The organism is Alcanivorax sp. (assembly GCF_040119285.1).
In the GTDB taxonomy this organism is placed as follows: domain Bacteria; phylum Pseudomonadota; class Gammaproteobacteria; order Pseudomonadales; family Alcanivoracaceae; genus Alcanivorax.
This window is the reverse complement of sequence record NZ_JBEDTY010000029.1, coordinates 77,908-97,877: the sequence shown is the minus strand read 5'-3', so window position 1 is coordinate 97,877 and position 19,970 is coordinate 77,908. Positions and strand designations below refer to the sequence as shown.

Sequence of the window (19,970 nt, the reverse complement as noted above, 5' to 3'; positions counted from 1 at the left end):
CGCCGATTGTTTTTTATACAATATAACGTTTGGAGACACCTCCGAAACCTTGTCAAACAGGGTCATCAAGGTGGCTATACTCTCAAACTCTCTCGCATTCAGACTGAGCGAATACATGCAAAAAGACAAAGCAAGCTCCTGGAGCCTGGAGCAATTTCAGGTTCCGGAAAAAGAAGGCGAACGCCGCTTTCACGACTTTGATCTGCACCTGGATCTGATGCACGGCATCGCCGATTCGGGCTTCCAGTACTGCACGCCTATTCAGGCTGAAGTCCTGGAACATACCCTCGCTGGCGCCGATGCCATCGGCCGGGCTCAAACCGGTACCGGCAAGACCGCCGCCTTCCTGATCACTGTAATAAACGATTTGCTCAAACATCCCATTGATGTCCAACGCTTTGCCGGTGAGCCCCGCGCCCTGATCGTGGCCCCCACCCGGGAACTGGCCATGCAGATCGAGAAGGACGCCAACATACTGACCAAGTACACCGACCTTCAAGTGATGAGCGTGGTGGGCGGTATGAACTTCAATCGCCAACAGGAACGGCTGCAAAACAAACTGATTGATATCTTGGTAGCCACCCCCGGTCGTCTTCTCGATTTCGCCAAACGCCGCGATCTGTGGCTGGACCGGGTAGAGTTTCTGGTGTTGGATGAAGCCGATCGTATGCTGGACATGGGCTTCATCCCCGATGTAAAACGCATTGTAGGCATGACGCCGAAAAGCCAGTATCGCCAAACTCAACTGTTCTCCGCCACATTCAACGACGATGTGATGAACCTCTCCCGCCGCTGGACGCAGGATGCCGAAGTCGTGGAGATAGAGCCAACTCAAGTCACCACTGATACCGTAGAGCAGAGGGTCTACATCACCAATACAGACGACAAGTTCAAGCTGCTCTATAACCTCATTACCGGCATGGACATGGACAAGGTCATCGTATTTGCCAACCGTCGAGACATTACTCGCCGGGTGTGCGATCGGCTGCAAAAGCGGGGGCTTAAAGTCTCCCTGATTTCCGGCGACGTCCCGCAAACTCAGCGAAGCAAAACGCTGGAGCGCTTTCGGGCCGGCGACTTGCAAGTGCTTATTGCCACGGACGTGGCCGGCCGCGGCATCCACATTGATGGCGTCTCTCACGTAGTGAACTACAATCTGCCTGAAGATCCGGAAGACTATGTGCACCGCATTGGTCGCACCGGTCGCGCTGGTGCCAGCGGTATGTCGATCAGTTTTGCCTGTGAAGATGACGCCTTCCTGCTACCGGAGCTGGAAAACGCCATCGGCATGAAGCTGGAATGCGAATACCCGCCCGCAGACTTGCTGGCGGAAAAGGGAACCACTGAGCCCGCGACAGCGCCAGACACTGACGCAGCGCAAAACGCAGAAAAGAAGGACTGACCATGGCGACACGAATCAGCCCTACGGAGGGCAAAGCCCTGTTTGATCAAGGCGAGGCTCTGTTCGTCGATATCCGCGACCCGGCCAATTTTGCCGCAGGACACCTGCAAGGCGCCCTGCATTTAAGTCAGGCCAACGTGGATCAGTTTCTGGCCAACACCGCTCAGGACCGGGCATTGGTGGTGTACTGCTACCATGGCAATAGTAGCCAAAGTGCGTCGGACTGGTTGACTGAACAGGGTTTCAACAACGTAGTCAGCCTGGATGGGGGCTACGACGTATTCCGCCAGCAATTCCCGGAATGCCTAGAGGAAACAGCATAGTAAAGTCCTCTAGAAACAACGCGTTGCATGCCCATAAAAAATCAAAGAGGAAGGCGGATAGTATTTACTACACCCTCTCCGCCCCCTCCACTACTTTACCCCAGCGGGCCTTTGCATCTACACCATTCAACGTATTACATACAACTCCAGCGGCTTTTAGAAGCGATAGCCCACACCGACCATATAGACCCAAGGGTCAATTTCCACATCGATTTTGTCCACCCGGCTATCGTTCACGTATAGACGTGCTTCGGTATCAATATCGATATTCCAGATGCTGACATTGAAGAGCCAGTTTTCATCAATGATGAAATCCGCCCCTACTTCCCAGGCAAACCCCACAGAATTACTCAGCTCAACATCCACATCGGCCCCGCCCACCAATGGGCTCACCACCGCATCATCAATGCTGTCTTCGAAGAACAGCGTGTAGTTCACCCCAGCCCCAAGATAGCCGCGCACGGGACCTAGCTGGGGAGCATAAAACTGTGCCAGTAGCGTAGGCGGCAAATGACTGGTCTCACCAATCGCTACACCTGAGCCCCCCGTATCCAAGATGATGTCATGAGTAAATGGCGTCGCCCCGACCAGCTCAACACCGATGTTATCCGTAACCATATATGAGAATGTCAGGCCCAGCTGGGTATCGTCATCCACATCCACGCCCAACCCACCAACCGCAGGCAATCCGGGATTAAAGCTATCGCTACTCACATCCGGATCAACCTTGATCCCCCCCATTCGCACAATGAAGTCACCTGACTGGTGTGCCATGGCTGGCGCTGCCACCAACATCGCTGACAACAGCAATACGTTTTTTCCCTGTCCTCGCAGTTTCATACTCATCCCCTTTGTTAAAACCAGGCCCCTTGTGAAGTTCACTGTAGTGATGGTTCACGATGGAGACCCCATTGAACGCCACCTTCGAATTCACAACATTGCGCTGCATCAATAAACGATTTGGCTACTGATCAGATTTTCATCGAAAATCCCACAATAGATTGCAGGCTCAACGACGCCGTAGAAGACCGCTACAAACCCGCTAAAGACGTCTTTCGACAGAGAGGGGATAGAAGTTTAACCTCCGACATTCGCTCGCAACGCGCATCCAAAAGTGGCCCCTCTGGGCCCAGAATCAGGAGTAAATTGCGAACCCGCCTGAAACAATTTGTTTCCAGAGGCGGGTCCACGGCACCTTATCTTTAATGGGTTAGCACTAGCGCCCCGGATAGCAGTCTTACCGGGTACATACAGGCTTGAGTGAATACCGCACAATATGGTTACTGTCTTCACCTATATTGATAAATAGCAGAGCGTTTATCTCCTGAATCCAGGCTTGTTAGTAACACTACTCTCCAGCATTTGATAAAAAACGAGGTGTATCACCATGTCCTCCAGCGAACTGATTAGTGCCCTGCGCAATGCCCACAAAGCTCACCTGCTTCAGCAACTGCAGGCAACAGAGCACTGGCACGCCATGATGTCGCAGGCCAGCGATCTCCTTACCGATATCCCACTCGGCACCCTAGTGGACCAGGACAGCTTGGTTCTGGTAGTTGATCAATGGTTACAGGAAGCACTCAGTGCCCGTGGCTTGCAAGATGTCATTAGCGATGTCAGTCACGCTCTCTGGGAAGCCGCTGAACAGGATGGCACCGCCCTCGGCGAGCTGCTTCGCGAAGAACATTTCGAAGCTATCCTTGAACAAATATTGAAACTGCAAAGCTTGCGGGAGAAAGCCGTCCATTCCGCCATGAACCACCCTTTAGTCAGCGAAATGGTTAGCGAGATGCTCTATACCGGCATCAAGAATTTTTTGCTGGAAGAAAATGCTCTAGCCAAACTGCCTGGCGTTAGCAGCGTAATGAAGATGGGTCGCAAGAGTATGGTCGGCAAAGCCATGGGAGGCATGGAAGAATCCATCCGCGTGTATCTGCAAAAGAATATTCGCGTCACCCTGAAAACCGGCGAACAATGGTTGAACAAGCAGCTCACCAACGAGCGTATTCAACAACTGGCCCGGGACGGCTACCGCCGCGTCTCACCGCTTAAACCCGCTGACTATATGTCCATGGTGCCCAAAGGGACCGTAGATGAAGTGGTCGCCCAAAGCTGCGCCATTACTGATGAAAGCGCCCGCTTGGATTACACTCGCCGTCTCGTCAGTGTGGGCATCCGCGCCGCCGTAGCATCACTCATGGACACACCCCTGAAAAGTATTCTCGATGGCATGCAAATCAGCGAAGAGCGAATCCGCGAGTTCACCACCCCGGCCCTGGCTCGTGGCGCCACCGTGCTGATTGAGCAAGGAACACTGGAGCCGTTTATCGAGTGGGTTCTGGACGACTTTTATCAGTCAGAAGCGTGTAGAAAGATTATTGATAGTTAAAAGAGGAAATTGGCAGCGTCGCGAACCGAGATTGTTTTCATCTGCAACACAAGAGGCCGCGCCTAAAGCTTGGGCGCGGCCTCTTTGTTCCTTAAAGGGCACAGCACAACCGCGGAGGTTTTAGCTGTCAACGTTTACAAAAACGATTCTGCATATTCAGCCAACAGCGACCGCGGCACCCCGCTCAACTGCACTGACCCCCCATGCACGAAACGTTTAAAACGCTCAGTCATGTAAGTTAGCCCTGAGCTGGTAGGCGACAGGTAGGGCGTATCGATCTGCGCCAGATTGCCCAAACACACCACCTTGGAGCCCTCCCCCGCCCGGGTAATGATTGCTTTCATCTGATGAGGGGTCAGGTTCTGGCTTTCATCGATCAGTATCAGCGATTTCTGGAAGCTGCGCCCACGAATATAATTCATCGCCTTGAACTGAATATTGGCACGTTCCTTTACATATTGAATGCTGCCCGAAGGGTTTTCATCGTTAAGATGCAGTGCCTCAATATTGTCATTGATAGCGCCCAGCCAAGGATCCATTTTTTCCTCTTCCGTACCAGGAAGGAAACCTTGATCTTCCGCCAGCGGTGGAGTGGAACGGGTGGCAATAATTTTGTTAAAGCTTTTTTGCTCCACGGTCATTTCAATGGCCGCTGCCAGCGCCAGAATAGTTTTACCGGAGCCTGCTGCCCCGGTGAGCGTGACGATATGCACATCCGGATCCAGCAACATTTGCAAGGCAATGGCCTGCTGAATGTTCATCGGCTTGAGGCCCCAGGCTTCTTGCTCCATCAGGCTATCCGCCTTGTAATGACGAAGCGTCACCACACCGTTTTCCACCGTCATCACCCGGCCGACAAAACCCTGTTCGTCGATGATGTACTGGTTGGGGTACACCTCTTCCCCAAGAATTTCACTAACCAGTAAGCCATGCGACAAATGATGAAGGGTATCAATGCCCACCTGTTCGGTTTCCACCTCGGTGACCTGATCCCAAAATGAACCGGGCACTTCGAAATAGCCTCGCGTCAACTGCTTAATGTCCGACACCAGCTGATCGTTGTGATAATCCTCTGACTCGATACCGCAGGCACGCGCTTTGAGGCGCATGTTGATGTCCTTTGTCACCAGAATATAGCGTCGGTCTGGAAACTGGCCCTTCATGGCCACCACGTCATTGATGATGCGGTTGTCGTTCAGATCATTGGTGAGCGGCGCTGTGGCTTTGTTTCGCTCGGCCATCAAAACCGTCAATGTGCCTTGGGGCTCATTCTCGCCACCACGGGGTATGGGAATCCCTTCTTCCACTTGCTGGGGGCTGGCGCTGCCCAGCACCTTGTCGATCTGCCGAATGGCGGCACGACAGTCCGCTGCCGTATGTGATTTGCCACTCTTAAGCTTATCCAGTTCCTCGAGCACCGTCATGGGAATCACCACCCGATGTTCCTCGAAATTGAGTAACGAGTTAGGGTCGTGAATCAATACATTGGTATCAATGACGTAGGTTTTTTTCTGGTCTTCTTCAAAGGCAGAACTGTCGTTCTGGCTAGCGCTTGCGTGGTTAACGGAAAGGGTGTGGAGTCTGGCCGCGCGCTCTTCCATGCGTATCCCCTGTGCTTCGATGGGGCGACATTTAGCGTGGACGTCAATTTCAAGCAGCGAGAGTGACGCCTGCGCCTGCCGCCGTGGTTTAAGCCAATTGGCGGTTCAGTTGCATTAAGCTGTTTCAGCTTTTGATCGCGATCACTCCCACAAAGGCGGGAATGGGATTACCATAACTCAGCTTTTCATAAACGATCAAGGGTCCTTTGCTCAATCTTTTTCACCTCCTTGCCTTCACAGTGAATAACAGCCCTTGGGCATTAGCCGTCAGGCCCATACCCAGCCACGTATTTTTCCGTGATTTAAACGCACCGGGCCGGATACAATCTCAACCCAGCCTTGCACAACCAACGACATGCCATGAAAGGAGACTTCATGCCGCTTAAACACCCCAAAATAATGATGCCACCCCCGGCGCTGTTTCTCGGTGGCCTGCTGATGGGATACGGGCTGGACCGTGCCCTGAATCTCCCTGCCGTGCACTTTCTTGGCCAGCAATGGGTCACTCTGGTGTTGGCGCTGATTGGTATCAGCCTTGTTATCGCTGCCGTAATACAACTGCGCCGCGCCCAAACTACCCTGCTGCCACACCGGGCCGCTGAGACGCTGTTGACCCAAGGCGTGTTCGCACTCAGTCGCAACCCGATTTATCTCGGCTTTGCCTGTCTTCACCTGGCCATGGCACTGGCTCAACACAGCACCGGCATGCTGGTAATGTGGGCGCCTGTCATCTGGGTTATCCAGCAGCATGTGATTGCGGCGGAAGAAGCGTTCCATGCCCAGCAGTTTGGTGAGCAATGGCAGGCATATCGCCATAGAGTGCGGCGTTGGCTATAAATCCCGTATCTCCGTCATCGAGCACACAGGCTCCCGGAGTTTCAGATTTGATCCATTCCACCGGCCCCAACTTGCCATGCTGCAAGCGCATGTGACGGGACCCGAAATGGCCGGGCACCAAAGTGCTGGGTCGGGTGTCCAGAGGCAACCAACCCAGGCGGCGGTAAAGCTCAGCCACCAGCTCGGAACAAAACCAGCCGCGCTGATCCGAACGCCGGGTATAGCCGGTGAGCACATCCAGCGCATTGCACAGCACATAGTTTTTGTAAGGGCGATGTAGAAGTCGTCGGGCCATACGGACCACCATTCGTTGCTGACGTTCCGTCAGGTCCGGGCCATGCCGGCGGCGCACCGCCACCGCTCCCGGATAATCCTGGATTTTCCTGTGCAATGGCACCAGAGCCACCCCGGCGACTGGGTAGCCAAGGGTAACGTCTGGGGATTCACTGACCGTAGTGGACTCCAATACCAACGGCTCTGGCTGGCCCGGCAGATGAAGCACCATGCCAATATGGCTCCAGGGACTGCGCGTAAAAACCCGAATTACATCACTGGTAAAGCCCCGGCCGGAAAACAGCAGCAAATCCCCCGTACGGAGGGCAAAAGAAAAATCCAGAGATGGTGTCATTACAGACGCTCCCGGTTTTCTGGCTACCGTGAACGAGAAATTAAACAGATCAAATGACAGCCTTCTGACAGTGGGATCACGGTTTGGTGAAAGGGAGAAAAGAACCTCAAGCTTCCAGCTACAACACTGTTCAGGCTTGTGTGGGTGATACCGAAATTCTCCTCGCGACTCATAGGATCATCGCCAAGCACACACGAGTGCGGCTTGCATCGTCACATTTCTGTTATCTCCATCCACTATCCTCAGCAACACCTTGTGCCTCTCTCTTGCCCCGCCTATGGAAGACAAGCTCTACTTATTGCAACGCCACCTACCAGAGCTTCTGGAACTTGATGCACTGATACGCCATGGAGAGCGGCACCTGCGCGTCACCACAGTACACCACGTGCCTATAGGCGAGTTGTCCTTGCCGATACAGGTGATCGAACTGGGCAGCCGTTCACCCAATGCGCCTGTAGTGGGATTCTTTGGTGGCGTCCACGGGGTAGAGAGAATAGGCAGCCAGGTGCTGATGTCCTGGCTGCACAGCCTGATCCATCGCCTGCAATGGGATGACCAGCTACATCGCCGCTTGGAAAAAGTACGTTTGGTCTTCATGCCGATGATTAATCCCGGCGGCATCTGGCGGCGCACTCGCAGCAACCCCAACGGGGTAGACCTGATGCGCAACGCTCCGGTAGACGCCATGGGGAGGGTCCCTTTTCTAGTGGGCGGCCATCGCATCAGCCGCCATTTGCCCTGGTATAGGGGCAAAGTCGGCGCTCCCATGGAGCTTGAAGCTCAGGCGGTCATCCGCACCGTACGCGAGAAACTGTTTACCTCGCCGTTCTCCATCAGCCTGGATTGTCACAGCGGCTTTGGCCGTCGAGATCGAGTCTGGTGCTGTTATGCACGAAGCCACCGACCGATTCCACACATTGCTGAGGTCTACAAACTAAAGCAGGTCTTTGAACAAACTTACCCGAACCATCACCCCTACCTCATCGAGCCCCAATCAATTAACTACACCACCCACGGAGACCTGTGGGATTACCTTTACGATGACGCTCAGGAACAGCAGCCGGACCACACCTTCCTGCCATTCACACTGGAAATGGGCTCTTGGCTCTGGGTGCGTAAAAACCCGCGCCAAATGCTGGATTTTTTCGGTTACTTCAATCCAGTGATCAGTCATCGCCACCACCGGGTTCTGCGACAACACCTGCCATTCTTCGAGTTCCTCACCGCCATGGCCAGTAATGCTGGCAATTGGCTACCCTCTGCCAATGAGCGTAACTCCCTCACCCAAAAAGCCATTGAACACTGGTTTTTGGAAAATCACTGATTCACCCGGAACTGGCCCTGCAATTGCATCGCCTTGTGCACAAGGTTGGGTCACGATGCGCTCTGCCTTACACTTGTCCTAACTCGACTTTCAGGAAACCCGGTATGAAACCTCTGCTTGTTCCAGCTATTGCTCTGCTTGTCACCGGCTGCCAACACTTCAGTAACTACCAACAACCCTACGGTGAGGACACCGCCGAGATCACCTTTACCAGCAATGATACAGCAGCGCAGCCTGTTATCTGTGTGCCTGGCGAGGGATTCCAATCCACGGATTTCTCCATATCACAACGGCCCATTGGCGGCGACAGCCTGAATGAGCTAATGGAGGTCATGAAGAAAAGCCCAGAAGTAACGACTAGCCTGAAAGCTTCCCGGCAAGCCCGGATTGGCATTCTCTACAACCAAAAAAGCACCAACAGCACCAAGCGGGATCGCTGTCGAGTCGCTCTTCAATTCGAAGCGCTGGCAGGCGAACACTACCAAGCAAAATTTAATTTCAGTCAGGGGCAATGCGGCCTGTCATTGACCAATAGTCGTGGTCACTCCGCAGACGCCGTACACGTCGACTGGGAGTGCCCGTCATAAACACCCTCATTTGGTGCGCCGCACCATTGCGGCGCACCCTCTTCCTTGTTGCTGCTGCTCCATGCCCCTCACCTCGCCCCGATTATATTCAAGTCATTATTAAATAAAGGAAAAACAAAACTGGCACGCTCTCTGCATTCTCTTTTTCGAGCCTGATAGGCGGTGCGCCACTCGCGCACATTTGAACAAATTAGACTTGTTAAGAGGGTTGCACATGAAAAACGTACTTGGTCTGAAGAAAACGCTCATTGCTTCCACTATTGCGGCAGCAAGCGTGGTGGCTCCGTCTATGGCAGCTGCAGAAATCAGTGGTAGTTTGGGGATTGCCAGCATGTACCTGTGGCGCGGTCAGGATGTGTCTGCCGGTACGGCTAACGTTTCCGGCAGCCTAGACTTCACCACCGACGCAGGCTTTTATGCAGGCACCTGGATTTCTTCTGCGGGCACCCCTGTGAGCCTCACTGGCGAAGCCACCGTCACCGGTCCTGGCGGCGCCCCAATTGAAGGCTCTGGCACGACCTCCACGGAGACTGACTTTTACGCAGGTTTCGGGGGCGAAGCAGGCAGCTTGAGCTACGATATTTCTTACTGGACTTACGTGTATCCGGAAGATGATATTGGCGCTGGCGAACTTGCAGAACTGATTGCCAGCGTGGGCATGGGCGGCTTTACTTTCACCGGTTACGTGAGCGCCAACAACCTGAGCAATTCCGACAAAGAGAATTTTGGTGACGACCTGTACCTGACCCTGGGCTACGAATATGACGCCTTTGGTTTAACCGTAGGCACCTGGGACCTGGACGATGACGACACCAACTACACACACGTGGACCTGAGCTACTCTCCTATCGAAAACTTGGCCTTTACCGTCTCCAAAGTGGTAGATAGCGATGAGTTCGCTGACGTTACCGATGATCAAGATCCGCTCTTCGTAGTCGGCTACAGCTTCCCGTTGTAAACGACAAAGTTATTAGGGCGGCGCCTGTCGCCCACGGTTTACGCTGCAGGGCTCCTACCTAGTCCTCGTAAACACGCAAGCAACCCTGCGGCGTTTTTTAATTGACGTTTCATGCTCGATCTTTGACGCTTAAAAGCAAAGTGCAAACCGCCCCACTCCCACTGACAGCACGTCCTTTTCTTGTTTTTCTTCTATCGTTCAAAATACACCACCAGCGCATCATGATCCGAAACGGGACTAACCCCCTTTGAGCCATACAAGCTATCGTAACGGCCCGCGTTTCCGCGACTCACCGCCACCTTGCTAATGGCCCCTTTTAACAGGGGGGAGACCCAAATATGATCCAACGCCTGTGGCTGGCACCGATAACGAAAACTATAGCGTGATTTTTTAGGCAACTCGGCCCAGGCATTCAGCAAGCCCGCCTGCTCAAAACGCCGGTAGCTGGCCGAAAATCGCCCCGGGCCCCACGTGGTATTAAAGTCACCGGCGACAATCAACGGGCTCGTCTGCTCTTCCACCCAGTCAGCCAAGAAGGCCGCTTGGGTGTGCCGTTTTTCATATACTTTCGCTTTCTTTAAATCCCGCGCACTACGCCAATGCACCACCACTAAGCGAGCCGTCAACGGCTCCTGAATATTCACCACTAAAGGCGGGCGCGAGTAAAGCGCATGGCCACGCAAACGTTGATCTGAAAAAAGAGTGCGAACCGGCCCAATATTTACCGGCGAGCGATACAGCACCGCCACATCCATGCCGGAAGGATCATTACCTTCGCGTAACACTGAACGATATCGATAACCCAGCTGTTCCAGCCGATCTGCAAGGCGGTTCAATACTATCTGGTTTTCCACTTCCTGGAGCGCCAGAACGTGCGGCGCCTTCAGGTCCACAACAATAAAATCCGCTAGCGCATTCAATCTCGCTTCCAGCAACATGGACGATACAGGGTCATCCAGCTTGCTATGCCTGTGCTGATCACGCAAACGCCACAGATTCAGGGAGGCCAGAGCCCATACCTGATCAGGCGCAGCGGGCACACCACGGGCAGCAGCAAGCCGCGGGCAATCTGCTGTGGCTACCAGAGGTATCACAATGAGGACAATCAAGATCAGTAAACGCATACAGACAGTGTATGCATGCCACTCGCTGCGCAACATAGGCACACGCTCAATCGCGTGTAAGTGGGTTTAGCCAAGGAACAGAGAGCCTAAAGGCGTAACCCAGGATCATTTTTAGGGAGGAAGCGCAGTAACGCCAAAGCAAAAGCGCACAGGCATAGCAGAAGTGCTCGTCAAATTCGAGATTAAAAACCGCTGCACAGGAGCAGCCAAAGACCACATTCAGGGTCGGTAGACCACTTTTAATTGTGGCGTGACCTTTGCTTCATCCACGTAGCCGATAAAGTTTCGATTACTGCCGACCAACATAACCATTTCCCGGTTGCTGGAAACTTCACGGGGCGGCATGCCCCGGCCGGTGAAAATCATTTCGGCCCAATAGCTTTTCATCTGCTCTGAATTTGTACCCATTACCTGCTGATAGAAACCCGTGCGGGCTTCACTTTTGATCGGCAAATCCAAAGGTTTCAAAGCAACACTGGACCCCCAGCGCGTCAAACCATTAAATAGCTCTCGCACTTCATTCTGGGTCAACATGGGCACATCGCTGCTGGCGGAAACCACCACAACGGGCTCGGCGTGCAGAGCGACAGACAGGGTGAGGAGTAATGAAATTATCCATTTCTTCATTATCATTTCCCTTAAAACAACGAATCGGCGCTGAAACGCACAATGGTGTCGTGTTCATTCTTAATTTCGGCATTTGTAGCCGTCAACACAAAAGCCCATCGCTATGACTTCATTTAAAAAAGTCGTAACTCCACGTCTCACCGGAGTCTGCGATATAGAGGCCATCTTCTCCAAGAGGGGTGTCCGCTTGTGCTTGGCTCATGCCCGCCAACAAAATATCATTGACGCGCACCCTGCAAGGCTTTTGCACGTGATGTTGCCCTTGCAATTATTCCAACGCTTCGAGCTGTTGCTGATAATCATACCGCGAGCCCATAAGGGGCTGGCGTCCAACGGCACGCCGAGCACGACAGGCAACACCTTCCCCCGTAGCCTCCCCCACAGAAACGCCTATTTTTATGATTAGCCTACATCTAAAATAAAAAACCATATCATCCGAAATTGTGGCCGGAAATCAAAACGCAGAAGGCCTTTCACGCAACACCGGCAAGTCGGCGCAGATCGCATCCCCTTCCGCCGGCATCAGACAGACCGTAACCGATTCCCCAGGCTGGGGCACTCGCTGAAGTTTCATCAGCATTAGATGGTCGCCGCCCGGTGATAACGAGAAAGATTCCCCCGATTCCAACATGATGTGGTGCAAATGCCCCATCTTACGAGTGCCATCCTCCAGGGTTTTCATGCTGTGCAGCATGGTGTGACCCGCGACTTCACTGCTGGCACCCATGATTTTTACGCTGGACGCACCGTTATTCGTCACGGTTAGGTAACCGGCCATGGTCGGCGATACCGGTGGCACAGCCCTCAGCCACCCCTCTGAAATACTCACATCGGCATGGGCGAAGCCAGAGCACAGAACGGCCGCCAGGACTGCCCCCTGGCACGTTTTTTTATAAAAGTGATTCAACATCCGTTACCACCTCGTCAATCTTGAAATCCGCCGGGTACAGCTTGCGCACACGCGCCTGTTCATCCAGCAGGTAAATGTAGTCGCTGTGGGTAAACAGGTAGCCCTGATCCCCGGCTTCTTGGTCCTTGATGAAAACCACCCCATACTGCTTGGCAACCTCGCGAATCTGTTCCAGGCTACCGGTCAGGCCAACCATATCTGCCTTGAACCAGGGTAGATATTCCTTCAGATGAGCCACTGTATCGCGCTCAGGATCAAAAGTAATAAACACCGGCTGCACCTGATCAGCTACCCCTTCCTCTTCCAGATGGCGATAAACCTGTGCCACTTGGGCAAGCACCGCCGGGCAAATATCCGGGCAATGGGTGTAGCCAAAAAAGAGAATCGACACTTTACCCTTCAACTTTTCTGCCTGAAAAGGCGCACCATTCTGGTCTGTCAGGGTGAAATCACCGCCCAAACGAGTATTCACCGGTAGATCGCTTTCCTGCTTGCCACAGCCAGCCAACATCAACGCTACCAGTAATGGCAGCACATACAGCAGTTTTCCCATGATTCCTCCGGTTCGCAGTTTGCCGCAGTCAGCGCTATAATCCGCGCCCATTTTCACTCTATTTGACGGTTAGGCAACCCATGGCACGTAAGCTGTTTATCCAGACCCACGGCTGCCAGATGAACGAGTATGACTCCACTCGTATGGTGGACCTGCTCGAATCCAGCCACGGCCTAGAGCCCACCGACAATCCCGAAGAGGCGGATGTGCTGCTTCTCAACACCTGCTCTATCCGGGAAAAAGCCCAGGAAAAGGTCTTCCACCAACTCGGTCGCTGGAAAAAACTGAAAGACGCCAAGCCCGATATGATTATCGGCGTGGGCGGCTGTGTGGCCAGCCAAGAGGGCGACGCCATCCGCGACCGAGCCCCCTATGTGGACGTTGTTTTTGGCCCGCAAACACTGCATCGCCTGCCCGGCCTCATTACTCAGGCCGCCAGCACCCGTGAGCTGGCCATCGATGTGACCTTCCCGGAAATTGAAAAGTTCGACAACCTTCCAGACCCCAGTGTAGACGGGCCCTCCGCCTTTGTATCCATAATGGAGGGCTGCTCCAAATATTGTACCTTCTGCGTGGTGCCCTACACCCGCGGCGAAGAAGTCAGCCGTCCGGTGCAACCCGTCCTCAAAGAAATTCAGCACCTGGCCGACATGGGCGTTCGCGAGGTTAACTTGTTAGGCCAAAACGTGAACGCCTACCAAGGCGTGGGGGCCGACGGCGACACACTGGATCTGGCAGACCTGATCCGACTAATCCGGGATATCGACGGTATCGACCGCATTCGCTACACCACCAGCCACCCGGTGGAATTCTCTGAAGCGTTGATTCAGGTCTACGAAGACGTGCCCGAGCTGGTCAGCCACCTGCATCTGCCGGTGCAATCTGGCTCCGACCGTATCCTGGCGATGATGAAACGCAACCACATGGTGCTGGAATACAAGAGCAAGCTGCGCAAGCTCAAGCGTATCCGCCCAGATATTTCCTTTAGCTCGGATTTCATCATCGGCTTTCCCGGTGAAACCGACCGGGATTTCGAAGCCACCATGAACCTGATCCATGACATCGGCTTCGACATGTCTTTCAGCTTTATCTACAGCGCCCGCCCAGGCACGCCCGCAGCGGACCTGCCCGACGATGTGGATATGGAAGTAAAGAAGCAGCGCTTGGCCATTCTCCAGCAACGCATCAACCAGAATGCCCAGGATATCTCCCGCAAAATGGTGGGCAGCACCCAGCGCATTCTTGTAGACGGCTTCTCCAAGAAGGATCCCGGCCAGCTAAAAGGACGCACCGAAAACAACCGTGTGGTTAACTTCCAGTGTGATGACACCGACCTGATCGGCAAATTCGTGGATGTGACTATCGCCCAGGCTTACAGCAACTCATTGTTAGGCACTGATCCGCGCAACCCGGGTTAACCCCGGGCTTTGCTCGCTCATATCGTTATATCTATTCGTTCCAGCAGAACAACTTTAAATTGGCGCTTGGTTATATAGACTTGAACCTCGTTCGTGTAGACCAACGCCGATCACAAATTGTGAGGACAAACCATGCGTGTGTGGATTTCAGCCCTGTTACTGGCCGTTGCCAGTACCGCCGGTGCCCAGCAAACCCTGCTGAACAGCTCCTACGATATCGCCCGTGAGTTGTTTGCCGCCGTTAACCCGAAATTCCAGGCCCACTGGCAAGAGAAGACCGGGGAAGAGCTGACTATCCAGCAATCCCACTCCGGTTCCTCCAAGCAAGCACGCGCGATTCTGCAGGGCCTCAAGGCCGACGTGGTGACCTTTAACCAGGTCACCGACGTAAACGTGCTTCACGACAAGGGTAACCTGATCCCCGCGGACTGGAATACCCGCCTGCCCAATAACTCCAGCCCCTACTACTCCACCACTGCATTCCTGGTGCGCAAGGGCAACCCGAAAAACATTCAGGGCTGGGCCGACCTGTCGAAAAGCGGCGTCAGCGTGGTGTTCCCCAACCCGAAGACCTCGGGCAACGGTCGCTACACCTACTTGGCCGCTTGGATGGCAACCAGCGATCGGCTCAATGGCGATAAAGAAAAAATCCGTAACTACATGGCCCACTTCCTCTCTAACGTAGCCGTGTTCGATTCCGGTGGCCGCGCCGCCACGGTGACCTTCGCAGAACGGGAAATCGGTGATGTGCTGATCAGCTTCGAGTCCGAAGTGAACAACATCCGCAAGCAATACGGCAGTGACGATTACGATGTAGTGGTGCCGAAAACCTCGGTACTGGCAGAGTTTCCGGTCACCGTAGTCGACAAGGTGGTAGACCAGAAAGGTACGCGCAACGTCGCCACGGAATATCTGAACTTTCTTTACAGCGAAGACACCCAGCGACTGCTGGCGGGATTCAACTACCGAGTGCATAACAACACCGTAGTGAAAGAAACCGCCGATCAGTTCCCGCCGGTGAAACTGCTGGAAGTGGCGGACTACTTCGGCTCCTGGGCTGATGCACAGAAGACCCATTTTGCCTCTGGCGGCGAGCTGGACCGCTTGCAAGCCAAGGCCCGAAGCTTGCGCTAAGCAGGGCCTGACGCTTTGCCCCTACTGCGCACCCAACACTCCGTTCTTCCTGGCTTCACGCTCAGCTTTGCGCTGAGCGTGCTGTTTATCTGCCTGGTGATTCTGGTGCCGCTCTCCGGGTTGGCTATTCATGTTTCACAGATGAGCTGGGCGCAGTACTGGAGTGTAATCACCGACCCGCGTTCACTGGCCAGCTTCCGGGTGACCCTGCTGGCCGCCGCCGGGGCCAGCGGCATTAATGCTGTGGTCGGCCTGCTGTTGGCGTGGGTGATTACCCGCTATCGCTTCCCCGGTCGTCGCCTCATGGATGCGCTGGTGGATTTACCCTTCGCCCTGCCCACCGCCGTGGCCGGGCTGACGCTATCCGCCCTGTTTGCTGCCAACGGCTGGCTGGGACAGTGGTTCGAAGCCATTGGTATCAGCGTGGCCTACACCCCGTTGGGCATCATGATCGCCATGAGTTTTACCAGCCTGCCCTTCGTTGTGCGCGCGGTGCAGCCGGTACTCGAAGACCTGACCCCCGACGTGGAAGAAGCTGCCGTCACACTGGGCGCCACACCCATCGCCACCTTTACTCACGTTATCCTGCCGCAGCTGATGCCTGCACTTTTAACAGGCACCGCCCTGGCGTTTACCCGCAGCCTGGGGGAATACGGCGCAGTGATTTTTATTGCCGGCAACATGCCTTTTGAAACGGAAATTCTGTCGCTGCTGGTCAACATCCGCCTGGATGAATTCGACTACGGCGCCGCCAGTGCACTGGCCTCTGTCATCCTGATTGCCTCGCTGGTGCTGCTGTTCGGCATCCAGATGGTGCAATCACGCCTCACCCGCCGCTGGAAGGGGCACTGACCATGCATCAACGCCCACGCCACTGGCATCAGTGGTTTCTCATTCTGGCGGCCTTTGCCGCGGTAGCCATCTTGCTGGTTATGCCGTTGGCTCTGATTTTCACCGAAGCTTTCAGTCAGGGCTGGAGCATGGTGCAGCAGAATTTGACCAACCCGGACATGCTCGGTGCCATCAAATTAACACTCGTGGTTGCGCTGATTACCGTGCCGGTGAATCTGTTGTTCGGCATCCTGCTCGCCTGGTGCGTGACCCGTTACGAGTTCCGCGGCCGCAAACTGCTCAGCACCCTCATCGATATTCCCTTCGCCATGAGCCCGGTGGTCGCCGGGCTATGTTATCTGGTGGTCTACGGCGCCCAAAGTGTGGTGGGTAACTGGTTTAGCGGTATGGGTATGCAGCTCATGTTTGCCCTGCCCGGCATGGTCATGGTCACCGTGTTTGTCACCTGCCCCTACGTGGCCCGCGTGCTGATTCCTCTGATGGAATCCCAGGGCCAGCACGAAGAAGAAGCCGCTATCATTCTCGGTGCTTCAGGCTGGCAGGCTTTCTGGTACGTGACCCTACCGAAAATTCGCTGGGCACTGCTGTATGGCGTGGTCCTCACCAATGCCCGGGCGGTGGGTGAATTCGGTGCGGTGAGCGTGGTCTCCGGGCTGATTCGTGGGCAAACCCTGACATTACCCCTGCTGGTGCAGATGTGGAATCAGGACTACAACACCGTGGGCGCCTTCACCGCTGCCGGCCTGCTGGCCGCCATGGCGCTGGTGACCCTGCTACTGAAAACCGTGCTGGAATGGGCCACCCAACACAACGCAGACTTGGCCACCGAGCAGAAAATCACCGAACAGGACACCCCATGAGCATTCGTGTCGAACAGATTCAAAAGCGTTTCGGCGATTTTATCGCGTTGAACGACATCAATCTGGATGTTCAAGAAGGCCAACTGGTCGGCCTGCTCGGCCCTTCCGGTTCCGGCAAGACCACCCTGTTACGCATCATCGCCGGGCTGGAAAAAGCCGACCAAGGAAAAGTGCTATTCCACGGCCAGGACGTCACCGAGCTGGACGTGCGCAAACGCAACGTCGGCTTTGTGTTCCAGCAATATGCCCTGTTCCGCCACCTGACCGTGGCCGATAACGTGGCCTTTGGCCTGCGAATGCTGCCGCGCAAAGAACGCCCAGCGCGGGCACAGATTCGTCAACGGGTCCGTGAACTGCTGGAGCTGGTACAACTCGGTCAGCTGTCAGGCCGCTACCCGGCCCAGTTATCCGGCGGCCAGAAACAGCGGGTAGCGTTGGCCCGGGCTCTGGCGCTAAAGCCCGATGTACTCCTGTTGGACGAACCTTTTGGCGCCCTGGATGCAAAGGTGCGTAAAGAACTGCGCCGCTGGCTGCGCCATTTGCACGAACAGATTTCCGTCACCAGCATCTTCGTGACCCACGACCAGGAAGAAGCCATGGAAGTGTCAGATCAGGTGGTGGTGATGAGCCAGGGCCGCATCGAGCAAATGGCTTCACCGCTCACCGTCTACGAACAGCCGGCCAGTCGCTTCGTTTTCGACTTCCTCGGCCATATCAATGCGTTGAACGGAATCTACGACGGGCGCAGCTGGCGGGCCGGTAACGCACAACTGCGCCTCACCACCGAAGGCGCCTGCCCGAACGGCGAACTCACCCTCTACCTGCGCCCCCACGAGGCAGACCTGCGTAAAACCCCCAGTGATAGCGCCAACTTACCCGTTAAACTGGGCGCACGCAGCGTGTTTGGTGGCACCGTCACTCTGGAATTGGAAGCCCTGGGTTGGCCAGCAGACGTGATGGAAGTGGAATTGAGTCGGGACGCATGGCAGGCCCTGGATGCACAACCAGGCGACACCCTGTTTATCCATCCGCGCCAACTACAGACCGTCACCTGCGACGGCAGCTTGGGGCCGCGGGTCACACCGGCTTGATCGCAGAGCCCGTCAGGCGCCAGTGCAACGCTGGTCCGCGCACCCTTGGTGTGCCCCTTGAACGTACCGTCTCGTGGGCGGCTACAGGGCCACAGCTCGCCCAATGTAGAGAATCGGTCCGGTTGGCCGGGCTCCAGGGGATCCTCCCGGCGGCTCAAGCGTCAGCTCAAACAACTGCCCACCCTGAACCCCACCAACCTGTGAAGCAGGTATCAACGCTGGCCGCCCTGGCTCTACCAGGCCTAACGAGCGAGGCCCTGCGGCTGGATCCTGCAAGGTCCAGAACTGGACACTGTGATTAGCCGCATAGTGACTATCCACCAACGGGGTCAATTGCAGATCACCCGACTTGGATACCGTAATTCGCCAGCCCGGAGATGCGGCTTCCCCTGGCGCCTGCAGTATTACCGTGTATTCCGGGGCAGGCTCGCGTAGTGGTCCAAGTAACAACGCCACTGCCAGCAGCAACGACGCACTCACCGTTCGCCACAAGCCGGGGCTCTGCCACGCTAGCTGCCACCATGGTCGAGTCAACCCGGCCTTGCGAGCAACTCGGCGCCATAATCGTGGAGGTAACGGGTCGGGCTCCAGCAGTTGCGCCGCCCCTAACCAGTACTCCCGCCATTGGCGGGCGGTGTGAGAGGCCACTTCGTCACGATCCAACCAGGCCGCAATCTCTTGCTGACGCTTCGCATCATGCAAACCCAATACATATTCCGCAATCAGCAGATGCTGTTCTTGAGGATCGTCGGGAATCATAGCTGCAGGCACTTTTGCAATCCTTTAAGACCGGAACGAATTCGGCTCTTGATGGTGCCAAGGGGAACCGACAGCGTGTCCGCAATCTGTTCATAGGAAAGCCCCAGGTAATACGCCATCAGAATGGGGCGCCGGCGTTCAATCTGTAATGTCTTGATACACGTAATCATGATTTTCCGGTCACTTGCCGCAATGGAGCATTGTTCCGGCGACAATCCCGAATCAGGCCAGTCTTCGCCCGGTAAATCCGCAACCTCATCGCGCGAGATTCGCCGTTGTTGATTCAACAAACGATAACGAAGCACGCCGAAAAGCCAGGCACGAGCACTGCCCTTTTCCCGACGAAAACGGTTGGCGTTCTTCCACACCTGAACAAACGTGTCCTGCAACGCATCCTCCGCTGAGGCAGCCTCACCAGTAAAGCGCCGGGCGAAAGCCAGCATGCGCGGGGCCTCGTTGAGGTAAAGTTGATGGAATGCCTGTCGGTCGCCACCGGCGCAGGCCAGCATCAGGGCATTGCCAGCCTCAAGATCTGGAGGGGTATCATCCATGTACACGTTTCCCGAAAGGGTGATGGAAGCGTGATACTCCAC

At 55.0% G+C, this 19,970-nt stretch carries 21 protein-coding genes; 12 read left to right on the top strand and 9 right to left on the bottom strand.

Annotated elements, in window-relative coordinates:
• Positions 1 to 115 precede the first annotated feature (115 nt).
• Both rhlB and glpE read left to right on the top strand, forming a co-directional pair.
• Entirely contained in the window at positions 116 to 1,402 is a 1,287-nt protein-coding gene (gene rhlB, locus ABNH10_RS07510) for an ATP-dependent RNA helicase RhlB (protein ID WP_349385351.1), read from the top strand.
• A 2-nt stretch (positions 1,403 to 1,404) separates the two neighbouring features.
• Complete coding sequence (glpE, locus tag ABNH10_RS07505; RefSeq protein ID WP_349385350.1) at positions 1,405 to 1,725, top strand: thiosulfate sulfurtransferase GlpE; 321 nt, start codon at positions 1,405 to 1,407, stop codon at positions 1,723 to 1,725.
• 156 nt (positions 1,726 to 1,881) lie between these two features.
• On the opposite strand, the gene ABNH10_RS07500 is transcribed toward glpE, so the two are convergent.
• Entirely contained in the window at positions 1,882 to 2,565 is a 684-nt protein-coding gene (locus ABNH10_RS07500) for an OmpW/AlkL family protein (RefSeq protein WP_349385349.1), read from the bottom strand.
• A gap of 547 nt (positions 2,566 to 3,112) precedes the next feature.
• On the opposite strand from ABNH10_RS07500, the gene ABNH10_RS07495 reads away from it, so the two are divergent.
• Positions 3,113 to 4,114, top strand: coding sequence for a hypothetical protein (locus ABNH10_RS07495; RefSeq protein ID WP_349385348.1), 1,002 nt, complete (start codon positions 3,113 to 3,115; stop codon positions 4,112 to 4,114).
• 134 nt (positions 4,115 to 4,248) lie between these two features.
• On the opposite strand, the gene ABNH10_RS07490 is transcribed toward ABNH10_RS07495, so the two are convergent.
• Positions 4,249 to 5,715: a PhoH family protein gene (locus tag ABNH10_RS07490; protein WP_349385347.1), complete on the bottom strand. Its 1,467-nt coding sequence runs from the start codon at positions 5,713 to 5,715 to the stop codon at positions 4,249 to 4,251.
• A gap of 375 nt (positions 5,716 to 6,090) precedes the next feature.
• Between ABNH10_RS07490 and ABNH10_RS07485 the strand changes: the two genes are divergently transcribed.
• Positions 6,091 to 6,552: a methyltransferase family protein gene (locus tag ABNH10_RS07485; protein WP_349385346.1), complete on the top strand. Its 462-nt coding sequence runs from the start codon at positions 6,091 to 6,093 to the stop codon at positions 6,550 to 6,552.
• On the opposite strand, the gene ABNH10_RS07480 is transcribed toward ABNH10_RS07485, so the two are convergent.
• On the bottom strand, positions 6,452 to 7,180 hold the full coding sequence (locus tag ABNH10_RS07480) for a YiiX/YebB-like N1pC/P60 family cysteine hydrolase (protein WP_349385345.1): 729 nt from the start codon (positions 7,178 to 7,180) through the stop codon (positions 6,452 to 6,454). The genes ABNH10_RS07485 and ABNH10_RS07480 overlap by 101 nt on opposite strands.
• A gap of 277 nt (positions 7,181 to 7,457) precedes the next feature.
• On the opposite strand from ABNH10_RS07480, the gene ABNH10_RS07475 reads away from it, so the two are divergent.
• The 3 genes from ABNH10_RS07475 to ABNH10_RS07465 all read left to right on the top strand — a co-directional run bounded on the left by ABNH10_RS07475 (position 7,458) and on the right by ABNH10_RS07465 (position 10,049).
• The gene (locus ABNH10_RS07475; RefSeq protein ID WP_349385344.1) at positions 7,458 to 8,504 is read left to right on the top strand and encodes a M14 family zinc carboxypeptidase; all 1,047 of its coding nucleotides are present in this window, start codon (positions 7,458 to 7,460) and stop codon (positions 8,502 to 8,504) included.
• A 104-nt stretch (positions 8,505 to 8,608) separates the two neighbouring features.
• Positions 8,609 to 9,091 carry a hypothetical protein gene (locus ABNH10_RS07470; RefSeq protein WP_349385343.1) on the top strand — a complete coding sequence of 161 codons (483 nt, stop codon included), beginning with the start codon at positions 8,609 to 8,611 and terminating at the stop codon, positions 9,089 to 9,091.
• Between the two features lie 214 nt (positions 9,092 to 9,305).
• The gene (locus ABNH10_RS07465; RefSeq protein WP_349385342.1) at positions 9,306 to 10,049 is read left to right on the top strand and encodes a TorF family putative porin; all 744 of its coding nucleotides are present in this window, start codon (positions 9,306 to 9,308) and stop codon (positions 10,047 to 10,049) included.
• 191 nt (positions 10,050 to 10,240) lie between these two features.
• Here ABNH10_RS07465 and ABNH10_RS07460 read toward each other — a convergent pair whose 3' ends face one another.
• The 4 genes from ABNH10_RS07460 to ABNH10_RS07445 form a co-directional block, all read right to left on the bottom strand.
• On the bottom strand, positions 10,241 to 11,173 hold the full coding sequence (locus tag ABNH10_RS07460; RefSeq protein WP_349385341.1) for an endonuclease/exonuclease/phosphatase family protein: 933 nt from the start codon (positions 11,171 to 11,173) through the stop codon (positions 10,241 to 10,243).
• A 219-nt stretch (positions 11,174 to 11,392) separates the two neighbouring features.
• Positions 11,393 to 11,800 (bottom strand): hypothetical protein, encoded by a 408-nt coding sequence (locus ABNH10_RS07455; RefSeq protein WP_349385340.1) that lies wholly within the window; start codon positions 11,798 to 11,800, stop codon positions 11,393 to 11,395.
• A gap of 454 nt (positions 11,801 to 12,254) precedes the next feature.
• Positions 12,255 to 12,710, bottom strand: coding sequence for a copper chaperone PCu(A)C (locus ABNH10_RS07450; protein WP_349385339.1), 456 nt, complete (start codon positions 12,708 to 12,710; stop codon positions 12,255 to 12,257).
• The gene (locus ABNH10_RS07445; protein ID WP_349385338.1) at positions 12,691 to 13,263 is read right to left on the bottom strand and encodes an SCO family protein; all 573 of its coding nucleotides are present in this window, start codon (positions 13,261 to 13,263) and stop codon (positions 12,691 to 12,693) included. The genes ABNH10_RS07450 and ABNH10_RS07445 overlap by 20 nt, the downstream gene beginning before the upstream one ends.
• Before the next feature lie 80 nt (positions 13,264 to 13,343).
• On the opposite strand from ABNH10_RS07445, the gene miaB reads away from it, so the two are divergent.
• From miaB to ABNH10_RS07420, 5 genes are all read left to right on the top strand, one after another.
• Positions 13,344 to 14,681, top strand: a complete 1,338-nt coding sequence (gene miaB / locus ABNH10_RS07440) for a tRNA (N6-isopentenyl adenosine(37)-C2)-methylthiotransferase MiaB (RefSeq protein WP_349385337.1) — start codon at positions 13,344 to 13,346, stop codon at positions 14,679 to 14,681.
• A 132-nt stretch (positions 14,682 to 14,813) separates the two neighbouring features.
• Positions 14,814 to 15,815 (top strand): thiosulfate ABC transporter substrate-binding protein CysP, encoded by a 1,002-nt coding sequence (gene cysP, locus ABNH10_RS07435; RefSeq protein ID WP_349385336.1) that lies wholly within the window; start codon positions 14,814 to 14,816, stop codon positions 15,813 to 15,815.
• A 24-nt stretch (positions 15,816 to 15,839) separates the two neighbouring features.
• Positions 15,840 to 16,667 (top strand): sulfate ABC transporter permease subunit CysT, encoded by an 828-nt coding sequence (gene cysT, locus ABNH10_RS07430; RefSeq protein WP_349385490.1) that lies wholly within the window; start codon positions 15,840 to 15,842, stop codon positions 16,665 to 16,667.
• 2 nt (positions 16,668 to 16,669) lie between these two features.
• Positions 16,670 to 17,527 (top strand): sulfate ABC transporter permease subunit CysW, encoded by an 858-nt coding sequence (cysW, locus tag ABNH10_RS07425; protein ID WP_349385335.1) that lies wholly within the window; start codon positions 16,670 to 16,672, stop codon positions 17,525 to 17,527.
• Positions 17,524 to 18,618, top strand: coding sequence for a sulfate/molybdate ABC transporter ATP-binding protein (locus tag ABNH10_RS07420; protein WP_349385334.1), 1,095 nt, complete (start codon positions 17,524 to 17,526; stop codon positions 18,616 to 18,618). Before cysW ends, ABNH10_RS07420 begins: the two co-directional genes overlap by 4 nt.
• Before the next feature lie 81 nt (positions 18,619 to 18,699).
• Here the strand turns inward: ABNH10_RS07420 and ABNH10_RS07415 are convergent, their stop codons facing one another.
• Entirely contained in the window at positions 18,700 to 19,389 is a 690-nt protein-coding gene (locus ABNH10_RS07415; protein ID WP_349385333.1) for an anti-sigma factor, read from the bottom strand.
• On the bottom strand, positions 19,374 to 19,928 hold the full coding sequence (locus tag ABNH10_RS07410) for an RNA polymerase sigma factor (RefSeq protein WP_349385332.1): 555 nt from the start codon (positions 19,926 to 19,928) through the stop codon (positions 19,374 to 19,376). The genes ABNH10_RS07415 and ABNH10_RS07410 overlap by 16 nt, the downstream gene beginning before the upstream one ends.
• Positions 19,929 to 19,970 lie beyond the last annotated feature (42 nt).